Origin of the sequence: Sphingobium sp. B8D3A, from assembly GCF_025961995.1 — a bacterium.
GTDB lineage: Bacteria > Pseudomonadota > Alphaproteobacteria > Sphingomonadales > Sphingomonadaceae > Sphingobium.
Map to the genome: position 1 here is coordinate 1,016,139 of NZ_JAOQOS010000001.1, position 19,400 is coordinate 1,035,538.

The 19,400-nt window shown below is 64.6% G+C and carries 17 protein-coding genes and 1 tRNA gene; 9 read left to right on the top strand and 9 right to left on the bottom strand.

Annotation, left to right across the window (positions count from 1 at the left end):
• Positions 1-73 precede the first annotated feature (73 nt).
• From glp to trpD, 4 genes are read right to left on the bottom strand one after another with little or no spacing between them, the layout of a single operon-like run.
• Positions 74-1,279, bottom strand: a complete 1,206-nt coding sequence (gene glp / locus M2342_RS04585; protein ID WP_264578213.1) for a gephyrin-like molybdotransferase Glp — start codon at positions 1,277-1,279, stop codon at positions 74-76.
• A 21-nt stretch (positions 1,280-1,300) separates the two neighbouring features.
• A complete protein-coding gene (moaC, locus tag M2342_RS04590) occupies positions 1,301-1,768 on the bottom strand; it encodes a cyclic pyranopterin monophosphate synthase MoaC (RefSeq protein WP_264578214.1) in 468 nt (155 codons plus the stop codon).
• Complete coding sequence (trpC, locus tag M2342_RS04595) at positions 1,765-2,553, bottom strand: indole-3-glycerol phosphate synthase TrpC (RefSeq protein WP_264578215.1); 789 nt, start codon at positions 2,551-2,553, stop codon at positions 1,765-1,767. Before trpC ends, moaC begins: the two co-directional genes overlap by 4 nt.
• The gene (gene trpD, locus M2342_RS04600; protein WP_264578216.1) at positions 2,550-3,542 is read right to left on the bottom strand and encodes an anthranilate phosphoribosyltransferase; all 993 of its coding nucleotides are present in this window, start codon (positions 3,540-3,542) and stop codon (positions 2,550-2,552) included. Before trpD ends, trpC begins: the two co-directional genes overlap by 4 nt.
• A 179-nt stretch (positions 3,543-3,721) precedes the next feature.
• On the opposite strand from trpD, the gene M2342_RS04605 reads away from it, so the two are divergent.
• The 6 genes from M2342_RS04605 (at position 3,722) to M2342_RS04630 (ending at position 9,404) form a co-directional block, all read left to right on the top strand.
• Positions 3,722-3,795, top strand: a tRNA-Gly gene (locus M2342_RS04605).
• A gap of 182 nt (positions 3,796-3,977) precedes the next feature.
• Entirely contained in the window at positions 3,978-6,032 is a 2,055-nt protein-coding gene (locus M2342_RS04610) for a BCCT family transporter (protein WP_264578217.1), read from the top strand.
• A 104-nt stretch (positions 6,033-6,136) separates the two neighbouring features.
• Positions 6,137-6,895 (top strand): histidine phosphatase family protein, encoded by a 759-nt coding sequence (locus M2342_RS04615; RefSeq protein WP_264578218.1) that lies wholly within the window; start codon positions 6,137-6,139, stop codon positions 6,893-6,895.
• The gene (locus M2342_RS04620; protein WP_264578219.1) at positions 6,892-7,785 is read left to right on the top strand and encodes an NAD(P)H-hydrate dehydratase; all 894 of its coding nucleotides are present in this window, start codon (positions 6,892-6,894) and stop codon (positions 7,783-7,785) included. Before M2342_RS04615 ends, M2342_RS04620 begins: the two co-directional genes overlap by 4 nt.
• Positions 7,786-7,815: 30 nt before the next feature.
• Positions 7,816-8,460, top strand: a complete 645-nt coding sequence (locus M2342_RS04625) for a hemerythrin domain-containing protein (RefSeq protein ID WP_264578220.1) — start codon at positions 7,816-7,818, stop codon at positions 8,458-8,460.
• Between the two features lie 2 nt (positions 8,461-8,462).
• On the top strand, positions 8,463-9,404 hold the full coding sequence (locus tag M2342_RS04630) for an NAD(P)/FAD-dependent oxidoreductase (RefSeq protein WP_264578221.1): 942 nt from the start codon (positions 8,463-8,465) through the stop codon (positions 9,402-9,404).
• Positions 9,405-9,428: 24 nt separating this feature from the next.
• Here the strand turns inward: M2342_RS04630 and M2342_RS04635 are convergent, their stop codons facing one another.
• Genes M2342_RS04635 through M2342_RS04655 form a run of 5 tightly spaced genes read right to left on the bottom strand, consistent with a single transcriptional unit; the run spans position 9,429 to position 15,640 of the window.
• Positions 9,429-9,743: a cytochrome o ubiquinol/quinol oxidase subunit IV gene (locus tag M2342_RS04635; protein ID WP_264578222.1), complete on the bottom strand. Its 315-nt coding sequence runs from the start codon at positions 9,741-9,743 to the stop codon at positions 9,429-9,431.
• Positions 9,740-10,366, bottom strand: coding sequence for a cytochrome c oxidase subunit 3 (locus tag M2342_RS04640; RefSeq protein ID WP_264578223.1), 627 nt, complete (start codon positions 10,364-10,366; stop codon positions 9,740-9,742). The genes M2342_RS04635 and M2342_RS04640 overlap by 4 nt, the downstream gene beginning before the upstream one ends.
• Positions 10,363-12,432 carry a cbb3-type cytochrome c oxidase subunit I gene (locus M2342_RS04645; RefSeq protein ID WP_264579985.1) on the bottom strand — a complete coding sequence of 690 codons (2,070 nt, stop codon included), beginning with the start codon at positions 12,430-12,432 and terminating at the stop codon, positions 10,363-10,365. The genes M2342_RS04640 and M2342_RS04645 overlap by 4 nt, the downstream gene beginning before the upstream one ends.
• 11 nt (positions 12,433-12,443) lie before the next feature.
• Positions 12,444-13,316 (bottom strand): cytochrome ubiquinol oxidase subunit II, encoded by an 873-nt coding sequence (locus M2342_RS04650; protein ID WP_264578224.1) that lies wholly within the window; start codon positions 13,314-13,316, stop codon positions 12,444-12,446.
• Positions 13,313-15,640, bottom strand: a complete 2,328-nt coding sequence (locus M2342_RS04655; RefSeq protein ID WP_264578225.1) for an FdhF/YdeP family oxidoreductase — start codon at positions 15,638-15,640, stop codon at positions 13,313-13,315. Before M2342_RS04655 ends, M2342_RS04650 begins: the two co-directional genes overlap by 4 nt.
• Before the next feature lie 243 nt (positions 15,641-15,883).
• Here M2342_RS04655 and M2342_RS04660 point away from each other — a divergent pair, with 243 nt between their 5' ends.
• The 3 genes from M2342_RS04660 (at position 15,884) to M2342_RS04670 (ending at position 19,389) form a co-directional block, all read left to right on the top strand.
• Complete coding sequence (locus tag M2342_RS04660; RefSeq protein WP_264578226.1) at positions 15,884-16,960, top strand: alpha/beta hydrolase; 1,077 nt, start codon at positions 15,884-15,886, stop codon at positions 16,958-16,960.
• A gap of 90 nt (positions 16,961-17,050) precedes the next feature.
• Entirely contained in the window at positions 17,051-18,400 is a 1,350-nt protein-coding gene (locus M2342_RS04665) for an MFS transporter (RefSeq protein ID WP_264578227.1), read from the top strand.
• A 128-nt stretch (positions 18,401-18,528) separates the two neighbouring features.
• Complete coding sequence (locus M2342_RS04670; protein ID WP_264578228.1) at positions 18,529-19,389, top strand: amidohydrolase family protein; 861 nt, start codon at positions 18,529-18,531, stop codon at positions 19,387-19,389.
• Positions 19,390-19,400: the final 11 nt, after the last annotated feature.

Consider the following 19,400-nt stretch of genomic DNA (forward strand, 5'->3'; position numbering starts at 1 on the left):
TGAGACGCCGACTGTAGGGTGCGAGGGGAGGGCAGCAATTGCCCAGAATACGTATTGAGTGCGCTGGAAAGGCTCAGTCCGCGCCCAGGCCCAGCGCGGCCCAGTCGAGCAGGTCTGTTTCTTCCCCAGCGCGCGCGGCTGGCGCGCCTTCGGGCCGGACGATCAGCGCATTGGCCTGCGCGGCGGCATGCATCGCGCCGCTATCCTGGAAAGCCAGCGGCGTGGCCATGCCCGCGCCGTCGACCACCGCGCGCATGAACAGCCTGCGCTTGCCAACCGGGGGGAGGTCTGCGCCGAGCCGCACCGTGCGGCTCTTGGGCAGCACATCCGTTCCGCCGGCAAGACGCCGAATGAGCGGCAGCAGGAACAGCGCGCCGGTGACCATCGCCGAGACCGGGTTGCCGGGCAGGCCGAGCATGATCTGCCGCCCGATGCGCGCCACGATCAGCGGCTTGCCGGGCTGCATGGCGATCCGCCAGAAATCGATGCTGCCGCCTGCCGCCTCCAGCGCCGGGCGCACCAGATCGTGATCGCCCACGGACGCTCCGCCGGAGGTGACGATGACATCGGCGGTAGCCGCATCGCGCAGCGCGGCGGTGAGTGCGTCCAGATCGTCCCGCACGATCCGCTCGCTGGTCACCACGCCACCCGCACCGCAAACCATGGCGCGCAACATCGCGCCGTTGGAGGCCGGGAGCTTGCCGGGCGGGCAGGGCGCGCCGGGCGGGACGAGTTCGTCGCCGGTGGAGAGGATCGCGACCCTCGGCTGGCGATGCACCGTCAGCGTTTCGTGGCCCGCGAGCGCCGCCAGGCCGATTTGCGCCGGGCCGATCCGCAGGCCGGCGGGCAGCAACGTATCGCCCTGCGCAAAATCGCTGGCACGCGGGCGGACATGCCGCCCCGCACCACCCGGTCCGTCGCCGGTCAGGCGAATGGACAGGCCATCGGCGGCGGTATCTTCCTGCACCACCACCGTATCCGCGCCGGGCGGCAGGGGTGCGCCGGTGAAGATCCGCATCGTCTCGCCCGCGCCGATGGGTGCAGCCGCAGGGACGCTGCCTGCCGCACTCTCGCCCACCAGGCGCCAGGGGCCGGGAAGATCGGCGTGACGGATCGCATAGCCGTCCATCGCGGAAAGCGCCGTCCAGGGCTGGTCGCGCGCTGCGGTCAGCGGCGCGGCCAGCCATCGGCCGTTCGCCTCAGCCAATGAAACCGCCTCGGGCGCCAGCGGGGTGGCGAGGGCGAGCAGTCGCTGCTGTGCGTCATCGACAGAGATCATGGCCGCGCCCCCGCCATGATCTCAGGCGGTCCAGTCGCCGGACTTGCCGCCCGCCTTGGCCGTCACGTGAATGTCGCGCATCACCATGTGCTTATCCACGGCCTTGAGCATGTCGTAGAGTGTCAGCAGTGCGGCGGAGACGGCGGTCAGCGCTTCCATTTCCACGCCGGTTTTTCCGCTCGTGCGCACGCTTGCGGTGGCGGTGGCGCCGCCCGCATCCAGCGCAAGGTCCAGCGTCAGGCCGGTGAGCGGCAGGGGATGACAGAGCGGAATGATGTCGCTGGTACGCTTGGCGGCCATGATGCCGGCGATGCGCGCGGCGGCGAATACGTCGCCCTTGGCGGCAGTGCCGTCCGCAATCGCGGCGCGAGCTTCCGCGTTCATGTCGATGCGGCCCGTGGCGCTCGCCGTGCGGCTGGTGTCGGCCTTGGCCGTTACATCCACCATGCGCGCGGCGCCCGCCTCGTCGGTATGGCTGAGCCCGCTCATGCGCCGATCAGCGCGCGGGTCGCCGCCTCGACATCATCCTGCCGCATGAGCGATTCGCCGACCAGGAAGCAGCACACGCCATGCTCCGCCATGGCATCAAGGTCCGCCTTTGAGCCAAGACCGGACTCCGCGACGAAGGTGCAGCCCTCCGGCGCGCTGCCGACCAGCTCATAGGTGCGCGCGAAATCGACCGAGAAATCCTTGAGGTTGCGGTTGTTCACGCCAATCAGCCGCGAGCGCAGCGTCAGCGCCCGCTCCAGCTCGGCGGCATCATGCACCTCCACCAGCGCATCCATGCCGAGGCCAAGCGCGGCATCCTCAATCTCCTGCATCTGCGCATCGGAGAGGGCCGAGACGATGATCAGCACGGCATCGGCGCCGATCGCCCGGCTCTCCAGCACCTGCCAGGGATCGACCATGAAGTCCTTGCGGATCACCGGCAGCGAGACGGCGGCGCGCGCCGCGATGAGATAATCCTCATGGCCCTGAAAATAGGGCGCGTCGGTCAGCACCGAGAGGCAGGCCGCGCCGCCCGCCTGATAGGCGCGGGCATGGGCCGGCGGATCGAAGTCGGCGCGGATCAGCCCCTTGGATGGCGAGGCCTTCTTGACCTCGGCGATGAGGCCATAGCCCCCCGCTGCCACCTTGGCGTCGAGCGCTCGCCGGAAGCCGCGCGGCGGGGTTTGGGAAGCGGCCATCGCCTGCAGGTCGGCGAGCGAGGTCGCCTGCTTGCGGGCGGCGACCTCGTCCCGCTTGGTGGCGCAGATTTCATCGAGCTTGTTCATGCGTAGGCGATCCAGCAGTCGAGCAGGGTGTTGGCAAGGCCGCGGTCGAGGGCTTCGGTGGCTTCCTCGACCCCTTCGGCCAGCGTTTCGGCCTTGCCGGCGACGATCAACGCCGCAGCGGCATTGAAGAGCACGGCATCGCGATACGGGCCGGCCTCGCCCAGCAGCAGCGCCCGCAGTTTCGCGGCATTATAGGCCGGGTCGCCGCCCTTTATCGCGTCGATAGGGTGTGACGGCAGCCCGGCATCGGAAGCGCTGATCCGCCGCATTGCAACGATGCCGTCGCTTGTCACATCCGCCACGTCATTGCCGCCGGCGAGCGAGAGTTCGTCCAGCCCCTCATCGCCGGAGATGACCATCGCGCGTTCGGTGCCCAGCTCGGCCAGCGCCTGCGCATAGATCGGCACATAGGCCGGGCGCGCAATGCCGATGAGTTGGCGGGTCACGCCGGCCGGATTGGCGAGCGGCCCCATCAGGTTGAAGATGGTCCGACGGCCCAGCGCCTTGCGGATCGGCGCGATCCGCGCGAGCGAGGGATGATGCTTTTGCGCAAAGAGGAAGCAGATTCCGAGATCCGCCAGCGTGCGCTCGGCGGTGTCTGCCGCGCGGTCGAGGTCGAGCCCCAGCGCCTCGAGCGTGTCGGCGGCGCCGGCCTTGGAGGACGCAGCACGATTGCCATGCTTGGCCACCGGCGCGCCACAGGCGGCGACGACAAGGCTGACGGCGGTCGAGATGTTGAGCGTGTGATGGCCATCGCCACCGGTGCCGCACACGTCGATGGCGCCCGCAGGCGCCTGCACCGGAATGAGGCGCGCACGCATCTCCTGCGCGGCGGCGGCAATCTCGGTGGCCGTCTCGCCCCGGTCGGAGAGGGCGACCAGAAAGGCGGCGATTGCTTCGTCCTCCACCGTGCCATCCAGAATGGCGGCGAAGGCGCGGGCGGCGTCCTCCGGCGAGAGAGGGCTGGCAGGATCGGGCAAGCTGTTCATTGCCGATCCTTTGCAATCTGCGGCGCGCAAAGTCGAGGGTCGATCAATGCTCTGCCGCCAAAGGATCGCGATGCGAAGCTGTTGACGCTGCCGTGCCTGTCGTGGCAATGGCTCCAGCGCATCGCCACTGAGCGGTCGTCCCGGCCGAGTGCCGGTGAGGGTCGGCGAACGGTCGATGAGCGGGTATAGCTCAATGGTAGAGCACTAGCCTTCCAAGCTTGTGATGCGGGTTCGATCCCCGCTACCCGCTCCAGCCCTTTTTCATTCGTATCGCGATGTTGCAAGCCGGCTGCGCACGTGCGGTGATCTGGGCGATCATTCATAATCGGGCGGCATTCTTCGCTCTTGATTCCCTTTGTGAGCGGACAGGTGCAGAAGATACCGCGCGCTAAGGTCACGCTGCTGGCACGGACTGCTGGCGTTAGAATGAGCTATATGCAACCGACGGCGCCTCACCTCGTTCCCGTCCTGAACAGAGTTCCGGCTGCATGGGGGGAAGAGGTGAGCGAGCCATCGTTTGATGATGCGCCGGAAGGCACGACAAAGCGCCGGATTGAGATCAATCCTACCGTGTTCTTCGTCTCGGCCGGCCTCATTCTCGCCTTTGTGTTGTTTGGAGCAATCGCTCCTGATGTTGCCGGCCGGCTATTCGCCGCTGCGCAGGCGCTCATCGTGGCGGACTTCGGCTGGTTCTATATTGCATCGGTGGCCGGCTTTCTCGTGTTCGCCCTGTTTTTGATGTTCAGCCGTTATGGCGACGTCAAACTTGGGGCCGACGACAGTGAACCGGACTACAGCTATCCTTCATGGTTCGCGATGCTGTTCAGCGCGGGGATGGGTATCGGGCTGATCTTCTTCGGCGTCGCCGAGCCGATCCAGCATTACGCCTTGCCGCCGGTCGGCGAAGGTCGCACGATCGAATCCGCCCGTCAGGCGATGGTCCTTACCTTCTTTCACTGGGGGCTCCACGCTTGGGCGATCTACATCGTCGTCGGCCTGGCGCTTGCCTATTTCGCCTTTCGTCGCGGTCTGCCGCTCACCATCCGCTCGGCGCTCTACCCGCTGATCGGGGAGCGGATCTATGGTCCTATCGGCCACGCTGTCGACATCTTCGCCGTGCTGGGCACCATGTTCGGGGTGGCGACTTCGCTCGGTCTGGGCGTGCTGCAGGTGAATGCCGGCTTTAGCTATCTGTTCGGTCTGCCGAGCAATACGGTCATCCAGCTGGTCCTGATTGCCGCCATCACGGGGTTGGCGACGCTGTCGGTTGTCATGGGGCTGGACCGAGGCGTGAAGCGCCTGTCGGAACTGAACATCATTCTGGCCGCCCTATTGCTGGTCTTCGTGCTCGTGACAGGGTCGACGGTGTTTCTGCTTCAGGCCTTCGTCCAGAATGTGGGGACGTATCTCAGCGAGGTCGTGCAGCGCACCTTCCGCCTGTACGCCTATGAGCCTAATCCGTGGTTGGGTAGCTGGACGCTGTTCTACTGGGGCTGGTGGATCGCATGGTCGCCATTTGTCGGCATGTTCATCGCGCGCATCTCGCGCGGGCGGACAATCCGCCAGTTCGTCGGCGGCGTTCTGCTCGTCCCGGCATTGTTCACCTTCCTTTGGATGACGGTATTCGGGAACACAGCGATCGCGCTCGATCTGAGCGGCGCAGCCCACATCGCCGATACCGTCGCTAACAACCTCCCGGTCGCGTTGTTCGAGACGCTTGAGCAGCTCCCGCTTTCCACCATTGTTTCAGGCATCGCGACGCTTCTCATCATCACGTTCTTCGTAACGTCAGCGGATTCCGGTGCGTTGGTGATGGATATGATCACGTCCGGGGCCGCGAAAGACCCTCCCGTCTGGCAGCGCGTCTTCTGGGCGGTCTGCGCCGGCGGTGTCGCGGCGGTGTTGCTGGTCGCCGGCGGGCTTCAGGCGCTTCAGACCGCGGCGATCGCCAGCGCGTTGCCCTTCGCTGTGGTCATGGTGTTCATTTGCTACGGCCTGTTGCGCGCGCTTCAAACCGAGAGCCAGGAAGCGATGGACCTGTCTGCTGCGGGCGCGGCCACGGGCGCAGAAACCGCCCTCACATGGCAGCAGCGCCTCGCCACCATCACCCGGTTTCACGATCGAGACGAAGTCCTTACTTTTCTAGCCGACATAGCCCAGCCGGCCCTCGCGGCCGTGGCGGCGCAGATGCGAGACAGCGGCATTTCCGCGCGCCTCATGCAGGATGCCGATCATGTGGGACTCACCATCCCGCATGGCGAGCGCGGCGACTTCGATTATACCGTCCGTGCGCGCGGATTTCGTGTGGCGAGTTTTGTTTGGGCCGAACCGCGAAAGACCCAGGAGCGAGAGCGCCTTCATTACCGCGCCGTGGCGCACTCTTCCGACGGCGGGCAGCCTCATGACGTGACCGGCTATACCGACGAGCAACTGATCAACGATCTGCTCAATCGCTATTCTCGCTTCCGTCACAGCCGGCGGATGTCGTGATGCGATGAGCGGCGGCCAGCACGGGGGCAAAGGGGTCGAGCCAGTCTGACGTTGGGGATCGAATTAAGCGCCAGGAACGTTCCGCGATGATCAGCGGAGGCAGTATGCATTGGCCAGAACAGTTGATTATCGTGCGCCACGGGCAAAGCGCGGGGAATGTCGCCCGCGACGCTGCGCACGAGGCAGCGCATGACCGGATCGCGCTGACCTCGCGGGATGCCGACGTGCCGCTGAGCGACCTCGGTACGGCGCAGGCGCGCGCGTTGGGCCTGTGGTTCTGCGAGCAGCCGGCCGAGCATCGGCCACAGATTCTCTTATCTTCTCCCTATCTCCGTGCCTTTCAGACCGCAGAGCTTTTCCGCGAGGCGGGCGGGACCGACCGGCAGGAGCCAATCTGCTTTGACGAGCGCCTGCGTGAGAAGGAGTTCGGCATTCTTGACGGGCTCACCACGCCCGGCGTGGCGAACATCTTCCCTGATCAGGCCGAATTTCGGCGCCTGCTGGGGAAATTCTATCACCGCCCGCCCGGGGGCGAGAGCTGGTGCGATGTCATCCTGCGGTTGCGGTCGGTCCTCGATACCATCTCGCTTCATTACGCTGGGAAGCGGGTGATGATCTTCACGCATCAGGTGGTGGTCCTCTGCCTGCGCTACATTATCGAGAGCCTCGATGAACAACGCATCTTGGCGATCGACCGGGAAGGGGACGTGGCCAATTGCGCCATTACCGACTATCTGTTCGATCCGTCGGCGGGCCGGGATGGCGGGCTCAAGCTCCAGCGCTACAATGTGACAGCGCCGATGCAGAACCACGCGACCCCGGTCACCAGCGAACCTGACGCGATCACGGGGCGGCGCGGATGATGCCGACCCTCGACCGCGCCTGGCTCGAAGCCCATCCACTGCCGCCGATCGCGGCGCTGGGCGATAAGGACGCGCGGGGCCGGGTTCTCCTGGTCGGCGGCGCGGAGTTCGTGCCGGGCGCGCTCAGGCTCACCGGCGAGGCGGCACTGCGCGCGGGAGCCGGCAAGCTCCAGATGGCGACGGTGCGATCCGCCGCAATGGCGCTCGCCGTCCTGGTGCCCGAGGCGGCGATGATCGCCCTGCCCGCAGATGAGGATGGCGAGATCGCGCTCGAGGCGGTCGCGTTGCTGCAGGACCGCCTCGCGCGCTGTGACACGCTCATCCTCGGGCCGGGGATGTCCGCGGGGGATCGCACCGAGCAGTTTGTCGCCGCGCTGCTCGGCACGCCAAAGCCGGGCCAGACGATCATCCTCGATGCCGCTGCCCTCACTTGTGCCCGGAAGCTCGAGAAGCTGGTGGCGGCGCATGAGGGGCGGGTCATCCTGACGCCCCACCATCGGGAAATGAGCTTTCTGACCGGGCAGGATATCGACGTGATCCGCAAAGACCCGCGCGGCGCGGCGCTGCGTGTGGCGCGTGCCTTCAACGCGGTCGTCGTCCTGAAGAGCGCCCAAACCCTCATTGCATCGCCAAAGGAAGATGAGCCCTTGCTGTTCGAGGGCGGCAGCATCGGTCTTGCCACGGGCGGGTCGGGCGATGTGTTGGCTGGTCTGATCGGCGGCCTTGCCGCACGCGGCGCCGATCCTCTGCGAGCGGCGGCCTGGGGTGTCTTCGTCCATGGCGCGGCAGGCGCCCGCGTTGCCAGCCAGATTGCTCAAGTCGGATTTCTCGCGCGCGATCTCCTGCCGGTCATTCCCGGGCTGATCGCCAGCCTGGAACAGGAGCGATGAACGACGGTAATCGTATTGCCAAAGATTAATATGGGCGGCGCGGCGGGGTCCGCGGCGTCGTCCGGTGGTTGTTCTGCGAAGGGGCGCGCGCCTGCGCCCCCAGGATGGAGAAACGACATGGCCACGACCAAGACTGCCGCAAAGCCCAAAGCCAAGCCCGCATCGAAGAAGCCTGCATCGAAGAAGCCCGCATCGAAGACGGGGCGCAAGACCCAGCGGGCGGCGGCAAAGCCCGCCGACGCGATCAAATTGCTCAAGGACGATCACAAGGAGGTTAAGGGCTTTTTCGACCAATATGCTGATCTCGAAGACGATGCCGAGAAGCAGGCGCTGGCTGACAAGATCTGCCTCGCTCTGACGGTTCATGCGCAGATCGAAGAAGAGATTTTCTATCCCGCCGCGCGCGAGGCCATCGACGATGATGACCTACTCGACGAGGCCGAAGTGGAACATGCCAGCGCCAAGCAACTCATCGCTGAGATTCAGGCCATGAAGGCGGGTGACCGCCTGTTCGACGCCAAGGTGACGGTGCTCGGCGAATATGTTGAGCACCATGTCGAGGAAGAGGAGCAGGAGATGTTTGCTGAAAGCCGCGAGAGCGAACTCGACCTCAAGGCCCTGGGTGCCGAGCTGGCGGCCCGCAAGGCCGAGCTGATGGCGCAGGCCGGCAAATAAGCATGGCCGTCCAGGAGCCGGCCGACCCTTCGGCCGAACGGCTGGACTGCCTGATCGTCGGCGGCGGCCCTGCGGGGCTGACCGCCGCGATCTATCTCGCACGCTTTCATCTGACGGTCTGCGTCATAGACGGCGGACATAGCCGGGCTGCGCTGATCCCGCTCACCCGCAATCATGCCGGGTTTCCGGAGGGTATCTCCGGGGTTGATCTGCTTGCGCGCATGCGTCGACAGGCGACCTTCTATGGCGCGTACCTGAAGGACGGGATCGTCGAGAGCCTGGCGCATGATGGCAGCCAGTTCATCGCGCACGCGGACGGCCGAAGTCTCCCTGCGCGGACCGTCCTGCTCGCCACCGGGGTGGTCAATCGTCGTCCCACCATGATGGACGATCTATGCCACGATCGCGCGCTTGCGACCGGTCGGCTCCGCTATTGCCCGATCTGCGATGGCTATGAAGTCACGGACAAGGCGGTCGCGGTGCTCGGAACGGGCGAGCGCGGCTATAATGAAGCCACGTTCCTTCGCGGCTATTCCGCCGATATCACGCTGGTCGCGCCTGAAGGGGGACATAGTCTGGAACCGGCGCAATGCGCTGGGCTGAAAGCGGCGGGCATCGATATTGCCGGACAATGTACGTCCATCAGCTTGGTGGAAGACCAGATCGCGCTCGGCATCGAGAGCGAGACGCGCCGCTTCGACACGCTGTATCCGGCGCTGGGTTCTGACATCCGCTCGGAGCTTGCCGGGATGCTCGGCGCAAGTCGCACATCCGAGGGGTGTCTGATGGTCGACGCCCATCAGCGCACAGACATCCCCGGGCTTTATGCCGCTGGTGATGTCGTCCTCGGCCTCGACCAGATCAGCCACGCGATGGGGGAGGGCGGCGTCGCCGCGACCACGATCAGGAACGATCTGGCCAAGGTGGCGCCCATCCGTCGTTAGGTCGACGCCGCGACGACCGCCCGCTCACATCATCCGCATCCGCAGATTGAACAGGATCACCAGCGTGCCGCCGACCATGAGCGTGATGATCAGGGTCGAGAAGAGGATGAGCTGGAGATCGTCTCGGGTCGAGCGCTTGAGGCCGATATGGAGGAAGCAGCGAAACTGCACGACAATCTGGATGAGCGCCAAGGCCAGAACGAGCGCATAGGTGGTGGTGCTGGCAAGCACGGGCCAGCGCACGAGCGCAAAGGCGGCGGCGGTCAGCAGGAGCGCGGCGGCGTAGCCCAGCACATAACCGCGTGTCTCGCGGCGAGGGTCGTCTCGGCGCTCGCTCATGGGATCAGCCCCGGTAGATAGACGGTCGAGAAGATCGCGATCCAGATGACGTCCAGGAAGTGCCAGAACAGGCCCAGGCGCAGGAGGTTGATCTTTACGCGCGCATCAAGACCGATGATCCGCAGCTGCGCCATCATTACGACGATCCACAGGCTGCCGGCGAGCACATGCAGGCCGTGCAGGGGCAGCAGCGCGAAAAAGGCCGAGAGGAAGCCGCTGCGCATGGGCGTGGCGCCATGGGCGATCATGGTTGCAAAATCGTGCAGCTCCAGCCCGAGGAAGAGCAGCCCCAAGGCCAGTGTCAGCCCCAGCCAGGTCTGGATGCGCGCCTGCGCCGCCCCATGCTTCATCGCGATCGAGGCCAGGCCGTAGGTGAGGCTGCTGGTGAGCAGCACCAGCGTTTCAAGGAAGGTCGGGCCGATCTTATATTCGCTTGCCGGAGTTGGGCCGCCGGCGGTTGCGGGGAGCATGACGCCATAAGTGGCGAAGAGCAGCGCGAAGATCACCGCGTCGCTCATCAGGAACACCCAGAAGCCGAACAGGGCAGAGCCTGCCGCCTCATGGGCTTGCGCGTCGGTGCTGCCCAGATTGAGGCCAGGGTGATTCGTCTCGCCGGCGGTCATGGGTGCACCTCGGCCAGGCCCACATTCGCCGGGGTCGTCTCCACCTCGCGGGGGATGGGCCGCGCCCGCGCCACCGCGTCGAGCCAGGCCCGCTCCGTCCGTTCGACCGCGCTGGCCGGGATCAGCCGGTGCGTGTCGCGGGCGAAGCTGCGTGCGATCACGGTCGCTATGACCGCAAGCACGCCAAGGATCGCCAGCCACCACATATGCCAGACAAGGGCAAACCCGGCTGCCGCGCTGGCAATCCCGATGATTGGCGCGACGGCGCTGCTTTTCGGCATCTCGATGTTTTCGTAATGGGCTGGCCTGACATAAGGCGTACCGTTGCGCTTGGCGTCGAAGAACCAGTGGCGCTGGTCGACCTGCGGCAGCCGGGCAAAATTATACGCGGGCGGCGGCGCCGCGATCGACCATTCGAGCGCCCGCCCGTCCCAGGGATCGCCTGCGAAGACGCGGGTGGCGGCGCGGTTGCGCAGGCTCACCCAGAGCTGGACGAGGAGCGCCACGAAGCCGCAGAACAGCACCAGCGCGCCGACTTCCGCTGCATAGAGCCAGGGCCGGTAGGCGGTCTCCATCACCGCCGGGGTGCGGCGCGCCATGCCGGCCGCTCCCAGCACGTAAAGCGGCATGAAGGCGAGATAGAAGCCGATCACCCAGCAGGCGCAGGATATCTTGCCCCAACGCTCATCGAGCCGAAAGCCGAACGCCTTGGGGAACCAGAAGCTATAGGCGGCGAGCAGGCCGTAGAGCGTGCCCGGGATCAGCATATTGTGGAAATGCGCCACGAGGAACAGCGTGTTGTGCACGATGTAATCGAGCGGCGGGAAGGCGAGGATGATGCCGGTGAGCCCTCCGAGCACGAAGGTCATCATGAAGGCGAGCGCATAGCACATGGGCGTGGTGAAGCGCACTTCGCCGCGGAACATCGTCCAGATCCAGTTGTAGATCTTGACCCCCGTCGGCACGCCGATCGCCATCGTCGCGATGCCGAACACGGCGTTCAGGCTCGGGCTCTGCCCCATGGTGAAGAAATGATGCAGCCAGACGGTGAAGGAGAGCACCGCAATCGCCATCGTGGCGATCACCAGCGAGTTGTAGCCGTAGAGCTCCTTCGACGAGAAGGTGGAGACCACTTCGGAATAGATGCCGAAGGCCGGCAGGATGACGATGTAGACCTCGGGATGGCCGAACATCCAGAACAGGTTGGCATAGTGCATCATGTTGCCGCCAAGGGCGTTGGTGAAGAAGTGGAAGTCGAGATAGCGGTCGAGCGCCAGCAGCGCCGTCGCGACCGTCAGCGGCGGCATTGCGAAGATCATCAATATGGCGGTGCACAAGCTGGTCCAGGCGAACAGCGGCATCCGCATCAATGTCATCCCCGGGCAGCGCATCTTGTAGATGGTGACCGCGATGTTGATGCCAGCCAGGGTGGAGGCAATCGAGCCCAAAGTAACGGCCCAGATCCAGTAATCGGGCCCGACGCCGGGATTGAAGCCGATCTCCGTGAACGGCGGATAGCCGCTCCAGCCGCCGGTGGAGAAGCGGCCGATCACGAGCGAGGCCATCATCAGCCCCGCGCCGGCCGCAGTGAGCCAGAGGCCGATGGCGTTGAGCAGCGGATAGGCGACATCGCGCGCGCCGATCTGCAGCGGCACCAGATAGTTGATCAACCCGGTGAGGAAGGGCATCGCCATGAAGAAGATCATGATCGAGCCATGGGTGCTGAACAGCTCGGCAAAATGCTCGGGCGCAACCAGGCCGGGATCGCCGATTGCGACTGCCTGTTGCAGCCGCATGAGATTGGCCTCGATCAGCGCGCGCGCCAGCATGATCAAGGCGATCACGATGTACATGATCCCGATCTTCTTGTGATCGAGGCTGGTGAGCCATTCCGTCCACAGCCAGCGCCAGCGGCCGAGGCGGGTGATCAGCACGACCACGAAGAGCGCACCGGCCACCACCATGGCACCGGCTCCGGCGGCGATCAGTTCATTGGCGTTGGGGTTTTCCCAGGCACGCACAAAGGGCAGCGCATCCCAGCGGAACCGCCCCAGCAGCGCCGGCATAAGCGGCGCGCTCAATGGGCCTGCCCCTGTGTGCTCGCCATCATCATATGCTCGAACAGGCCTGGCGGGACGGATGAGAACAAGGCGGGTTGCGGGGCGATGGAGCGGGCGGTGATCGCCGCCAGCGCCTTGTCGTCGAGCGGCCTGCGGACGGCGCGCACCTGCCCCAGCCAGCGGCGATAGTCGGCCGGCGGCAGAGCCACCACGTCGAACTTCTGGTTCTGAAAGCCCTTGCCATTAAACTGCGTGTTCTGGCCACGGAAGACGCCGGCCCGACTGGCGGCCAGGTGCAGCTGCGTGCGCATGCCGGTCATGGCGTAGATTTGCCCGGCGAGTTGCGGGATGAGTAGCGATTGCATCACCGTCCCGCTGGTCAGGCTGAGATGGACCGGCCGGCCCACAGGGATGGCCAGCCGATTGACAGTCGCGATGCCCTCCTTGGGGTAGATCAAGAGCCATTTCCAATCGAGCGCCACCACCTGCACCTCCAGGGGCGGCTGGTTGGAGGCGAGCGGGCGGTAGGGATCGAGCCGGTGCGTCGCATTCCACAGGAGGACGCCGAGCCCGATCACGATGGCGGCCGGCGGGATCCAGATGAGCAGCTCGAGCGGCCAGGAAAATCCCCAATTGGGCCGATAGGCGTCATCCCGGTTGGACAGGCGATAGTGCCAAGCGAAGAGGGGGACGAGGATGAAAACGGGCCCCGCTACGAAGATGAGCACGAGGGCAAGCTGAAGAAAAAGATGCCACTGGTCCGCCGCCACAGGTCCAGCATGGTTGACCACGCCGAGCTTCAATGCCTCGCATCCGCCGAGCAGCAGCGGCAGGCCGAGCAGCGCGGCGCCCGGGCGAACCGCCCGAGCGCCTTCGCCACTGCGCTTCATCCCGCCTGTCCCCCTCCGGTGGCCGACTGCGCCACGATCCGCACCGGCACGCCCTTGGCGGCCGGTGTCTTGGAGGCTTTGTCATGATACCAGAGCGGGATGAGCGGGTTCATCTCCGGATAATAAGCGCCGACGCAGCCCTCCGGCAGGTCGAAGGGGGTGACGGTGAGCCCGCCCACCTGCCGGTCAATGCCATCGTCCGCATCGCTGGCGAGGCCCACGACCTGCCCGGGCTCAAGCCCGGCTGCCTCAATGTCGCGCGGGCACATCAGCAGCACATCACGCGTGCCCTCGATCCCGCGCAGGCGATCCGAAAAGCCATAGATCGTCGTGTTGAACTGATCGTTCGAGCGCATGGTGATGAGCCGGTAGCGGCCCGGCTTGTCCGGCACGCCCATGGCGGTGAGGCTCGTCGGCGTCGTGAACTCGGCCTTGCCGCTCTCCGTCTGCCAGATCCGCTCGCGGGCCTTGTTGCCCTTGAAGAAGCCGCCCGGCGTGAACAGGCGCTGGTTGAAGTCGGCGAATTTGTCCGGATAGGTCGCCTCGATGAGGTCGCGCACCTGACCATAATGGCCGACCCAGTCATCCCATTTGACGGCTCGCCGCGCAGGCAGCGTCGCCTTGGCCATGCCGGCCACGATGGCGAGTTCGGAGAGAAGATGCTCGCTCGCCGGCTTGCGCTTGCCGACCGAGCCGTGGATCATCGAGAGCGAATCCTCCATCGTCACGGTCTGCGGTCCGCCGGCCTGCATGTCCTCCTCCGAGCGGCCGAGGCAGGGCAGGAGATAGGCGACCTCGCCGTTGATCAGATGACTGCGATTGAGCTTGGTGGCGATCTGGACGGTGAGCCGCATGTTGGTCCACGCGGCCTCCATCTTCTCCCGCTCCGGGATCGCGCGGACGAAATTGCCGCCCAGGCCGATGAAGGCGCGAATGCTGCCATCGATGATGCCCTCGCAGGCTTCGACGGTGTTCACGCCCTTTTCGGTCGGCGGATCGAAGCCGAACAGCTCTTTCAGCCGATCAAGCGGCACGAGTTCGGGCTTCTCGGAAATGCCGACGGTCCGCTGGCCCTGTACGTTCGAATGGCCGCGCACCGGCGAGATGCCTGCGCCTTCGACGCCGATATGCCCGCGCAGCAGCAACAGGTTGACCAGCATGCCGATGGTCTGCGAGCCATGGACATGCTGGGTCACGCCCATGCCATAAATGCCGATGACTTTCTTGGCGTCGCAATAGATCTGCCCGGCCGTTTCGAGATGAAACCGGCTGAGGCCGGACTCCTGTTCGATCTCAGCCCAGGAGGTCGCGCGGACCTTCTCGACCATGGCTTCGAAGCCATGCGTGTGCTGTGCGATGAAGTCCGTATCCAGCAAATGCTGCTTTTGCTCGGCCCATTGGCGGTCTTCGTCCGCGAGGACATGCTTGATCATCCCCATGATCGCGGCGATGTCTCCGCCCGGCTTCACCTGATAATAGAGGCAGGAAATCTCGGTCCGCTTCTGCGTCACCATCTGCACGGGGTTCTGCGGATCGACGAACTCGATCAACCCCTTCTCGCGGACGGGATTGAAGGTCACGATCTTGCAGCCGCGCTCCACCGCAGACTTGAGCGTATGGAGAAAGCGCGGGCTGTTGGTGCCGGTATTCTGGCCGAAGAAGAAGATCGCGTCGCAATGGTCGAAGTCCTTGAGCTGACAGGTGCCGACCGGCGACCCCGTCACTTTCTTCAACCCGACCGAGGTCGTCTCGTGGCACATGTTGGAGCTGTCGGGCAGATTGTTGTGGCCATAGAGCCGCGCGAACAGGGCATAGAGATAAGAGGTTTCCAGGCTGGCGCGGCCTGAGGCGTAAAAGACGGTGGACTTGGGATCGAGCGCCTTGAGTTCAGCGCCGATGCCCGCGAAGGCCTCGTCCCAGCTGACCGGCACATAGCGATCGCTGGCCCGGTCATAGCGCATAGGGTGCGTGAGCCGGCCGGTCTGCTCAAGGTCATAGTCCTGCCAAGCCTGTAATTCGGTCACCGTGTGCTTGGCGAAGAAGTCCGGTGTGCAACTGCGCGTGGTCAGCTCCCACAGCGTCGCCTTGGCGCCATTTTCGCAGAATTCGGCGGGGTGGGGATGCTCCGGCTTGGTCCAGGCGCAGGAGACGCACATGAAGCCGCCGGGCTTGTTCTGGCGCCGCAATGTCTCCAGCGCCATGGGCGTCGCCCACTCCTTGCCGAAGATGCGCGCGACGCCGCTCAGCGAACCAAAGCCGCCGGAGGGGCCGCCGTAATGGACCGTGTCCTCATCCTGCGTCGTGGGGTCATCTTCATGCGCCATCGTGCCCGCTCCCGTGCCATTTCCAGCATAACGCTTCGGACCGGCGAGCGATCCGACCTGATCGGGGAAAGTCGGGAGGGCGCCGTATTCAGCGATGTGTGGGGCACGGCTGCTGCGCTGAAAGCGCACAAGCAGGTTTGCTTGCCATTATTTATAGAGTATTATAATATAAAGGTTGAGAGAGTGGCGTCTGTGCTGGAGCATGAAGCTCACCTTCCAGGTGTCAATTCTTTGGAGAGGTTGATGACTCGCAATCACATGTTTCCCGGTCAGGTCGCGCGGTGCCTCCTGTTCGCGGTACTCGTCATTACGGGACCATCCGCGTCGCTCGCGAGGGACGCGGGGCCGCCGCCGCTGATGATCGAGCGACAAGGCTCCTTCGCAGCCGGAGGAACACGGGTCGGGGACCCAGCCGTCAAGTCCACTGTCTGTGATCACGGCTATGTGGAGTACCAAATCCCGGCGAATGCGGGCCCTACTGGCCTCTTCTTTTGGCATAGCTCCAGCGTCGCCGCCTGGAAAAACCGGTGGGACGGCGGGGAAGGTTTCGACAGCATCTTTCTGCGACGGCATTTCCCGGTCTATCTCTGGGATGGCCCCCGCGTCGGCCGCGCGAATCTGCCCTGTGAAACGGTGGGGTCAGCCCCGCGCTTGGGATCTGACCAGGAGACCTTCACGGCCTGGAGGTTTGGCCCAAGCTATATGAAGTGGCACCCCGGCGTGCAGTTCCCGACTGCGGACGCCCGCGCGTGGGAGCAGGCCAGCCGGGCCCGTTATGCCGAATATGACACGATGGAGAACGTCGCCTTGCAGGCGCATGCCGCAGCCGCCGCACTGGAGCGGACCGGTCCGGTGGTCATGGTCACGAATTCGGCGGGCGGCCTCCGGGCTCTCCTCACGGCGATTGAGAGCGACCGCGTGAAGGCGATTGTCGCCTACGAAAATGTCGGCTTCGTTCTACCGGAGAGCGAGAATGACGGTTCGCCCCCAGGCCCCTACGGCCCGGTCTACGTGCCGCTCGAGACATTCAAAAAACTGGCAAAGATCCCCATGCAGTTTGTCTGGGGAGACAATCTGTCGCAACCGCGCGGTCCGCAACTCGCGCTGCCGCTGAACCGGCGGTTCGTAAAGCTCATCAATCAATATGGGGGCAAGGCGGAAATTCTCGAGCTTGCCAATGCGGGTCTCAAGGGCAACACGCACCTCCCCTTTGCCGATCTCAATAATGTGGCCGTGGCAGATTTGCTTCAAAATTTCCTGGCGAAGCACAAGCTCGCGACGCCAGCGGGCGAAGTATCGCGCAAACGACCAAATAATTAAATTTATATAGAATATATTGCCCGTGTCGATTTGTGATGTTAGCTGATTGGCGAGCGCTCTGCGATATGTGGAGGGCCGGAGGGGATCTGCATGGCTGTTCAGTCGATTGATACCATTCTCGAGCGCCCAACGATGGGTCGCTTCCGCTGGACCATCTATCTCCTGTGCGGCATCCTCATGGCCCTGGAAGGATATGACGCCTATATCGTTGCGAACCTCGCGGCCGTCATCGCCCGCGACCTCGATATACCCATTCCGTCCATGGCCTATGTGTTCTCGGCGCAGGCAGCCGGTATGGCCTTGGGCTTCTACACCATCCCCGTCCTGGCCGATCGCATCGGTCGCCGGAATATCATCCTGGTCGGTGCCACTTTCTTCGGACTGCTGACGCTCCTGTCGACCGCTGTCCAGACGCTTGAAATGTTCACCCTTGTGCGCTTTCTGGCCTTCGCAGCCATGGGTGGAACGATGCCGAACATTGTCGCGCTGGCGACCGAGTTCATGCCGGAGAACCGCCGCGGCAAGTTGCTCACCTGGCTTTACATCGGCCACGGCCTGGGCGCGTCTGTGGCCGGGCTTGTCGGCCCGAGTTTCGTTCATTTTCACTCGTGGCAGTCGGCCTTATGGGGCGGAGGCATCGCACTTCTCTTGCTGGTGCCCTACCTTTACGTTCGTTTGCCGGAGAGCTGCCGGTATCTGATGACGCGCAATCCCCGGGATCCGCGCGTCGCCCAGATCCTCGGAAAAATCGCTCCCGACCTGCAACTCGCGCCTGACACCATATTCGTGTCTAACGAGGAGCGTAATGAGGGCTCGCCGGTGATCGGCCTGTTCAGAAGCGGTCGCGCACCCATGACGTTGCTCCTCTGGGTCGCCATGGGGAGCACGCTGTGCGTGGTGGCAACACTGACCTCCTGGCTCCCGAGCTTCCTTCATCTTCTCGGGGGCGTAGAGACCGGGGCCGCCGCGCGGATGTCGTCAGTGTCTGCGTTCGGCGCTATCGCTGGGCCGATTCTGCTGACCCTGCTCATGCAGCGCCTTGGTCTTGCTCCGTCACTGGCGCTCATGTCGCTGCTGGGATTTGCCGCAATGACTTGCTTCTACTTCGTGAGTGGCTTCCATGCGCTGGGCTGGTTCCTGGGTTTCGCTTATGGCTTCTTCGTCATCGCCGTCCAGGCGGGCCTGAATTCCCTTGTTGCCTCAAGCTATCCCACCTCCATGCGGTCAACGGGTATCGGGTGGGCCGGGGGGATCGGGCGGGTAACCTCCATGATCGGTCCCGCCGTTGGCGGCGTGATGCTCGCGGCACAGGTCCCAGGCTTGTGGATCTATATGATCGTTGCTTCGCCGCTTCTGCTCACGGCCATTGCCATGATCCTTTTCCACGTCATCGTGTCGGGGCCGGCGTTGTCGGCTCGTACCGCAAAGGGTGTGCGATGAGCGCCCCCGGTCGCTCCGCCGTCCTCTCGCGCAGGGCGCTGCTGGGAGCCGTTCCGCCGCTCCTCGTCGCAGGGCCGGCGCTGGCACGAACGCGGCTGCAGCCATCGCAGCCCGATGCAACGGCGGGCATGATCGATGCCCATATCCACTTTTTCTCCGCTGACTTTGCGCACTATCCGGTCGACATGCGCAACGCCCGTGAGCCGGAAGAGGTGATGCGCGCACGCGTCCTCAATGCGCCTGTCACGCCGGAGAAGATGCTACCCCTCTGGGAAAAGATGGGCATCAGGGCCGGCATCGGGGTGCAGTATAGCGGCGCCTACAAGACCGATAACACCTATCTTCTCGACGTCGCGCAGGCCCATTGGGACCGCATCCGCACGGAGATCATCCTCAATCCTGCGCATGTGCAAAGTCGCAGCGTGCTTCAGGCGCTCCTGCCGACGAAGCGCGTTTCGGCTATTCGCCTGACCGGCTTTGTCGATGGGGACGGGGATCTGCCCTGGCTGAAGTCACCGGGCGCGCAGGCATTGTGGCAGATGGCACAGGCTGAAAAGCTCCCGCTCTGCATCACCTACCTGCGGATGGACCCACGGTCGGCGGCCCTCCGGACGGTGCGCGAGCTGGCCGACCGCTACCCGGACTGTCAGGTCGTCCTCGAACATTTGGGTTGGACTGGAGGCCCAGGCAGCCAGGACGGTCTGCTTCCTGACCACATGGCCCTGAAGGATCACGAGACGATCGCCTTCAAGTGGACCAGCCTGAATGTCGACGCGCTTGCGGGCGCAGGCATCGACACGGCGAATTTCCTTCGTACCGCAGTAGACGTGTTCGGGGCGTCGCGCCTCATGTGGGGGTCCGATTACGGAAACACCACGAGGCCTTATGCCGGCATTGTTGCCGATGGGATCGATGCGACGCGCCTTCTCAGCGCGGCGGAGCGAGCAGCAGTGCTTGGCGAAACCGCGCGGCGCGTCTTCAGGATTTAGGCCCCACTACC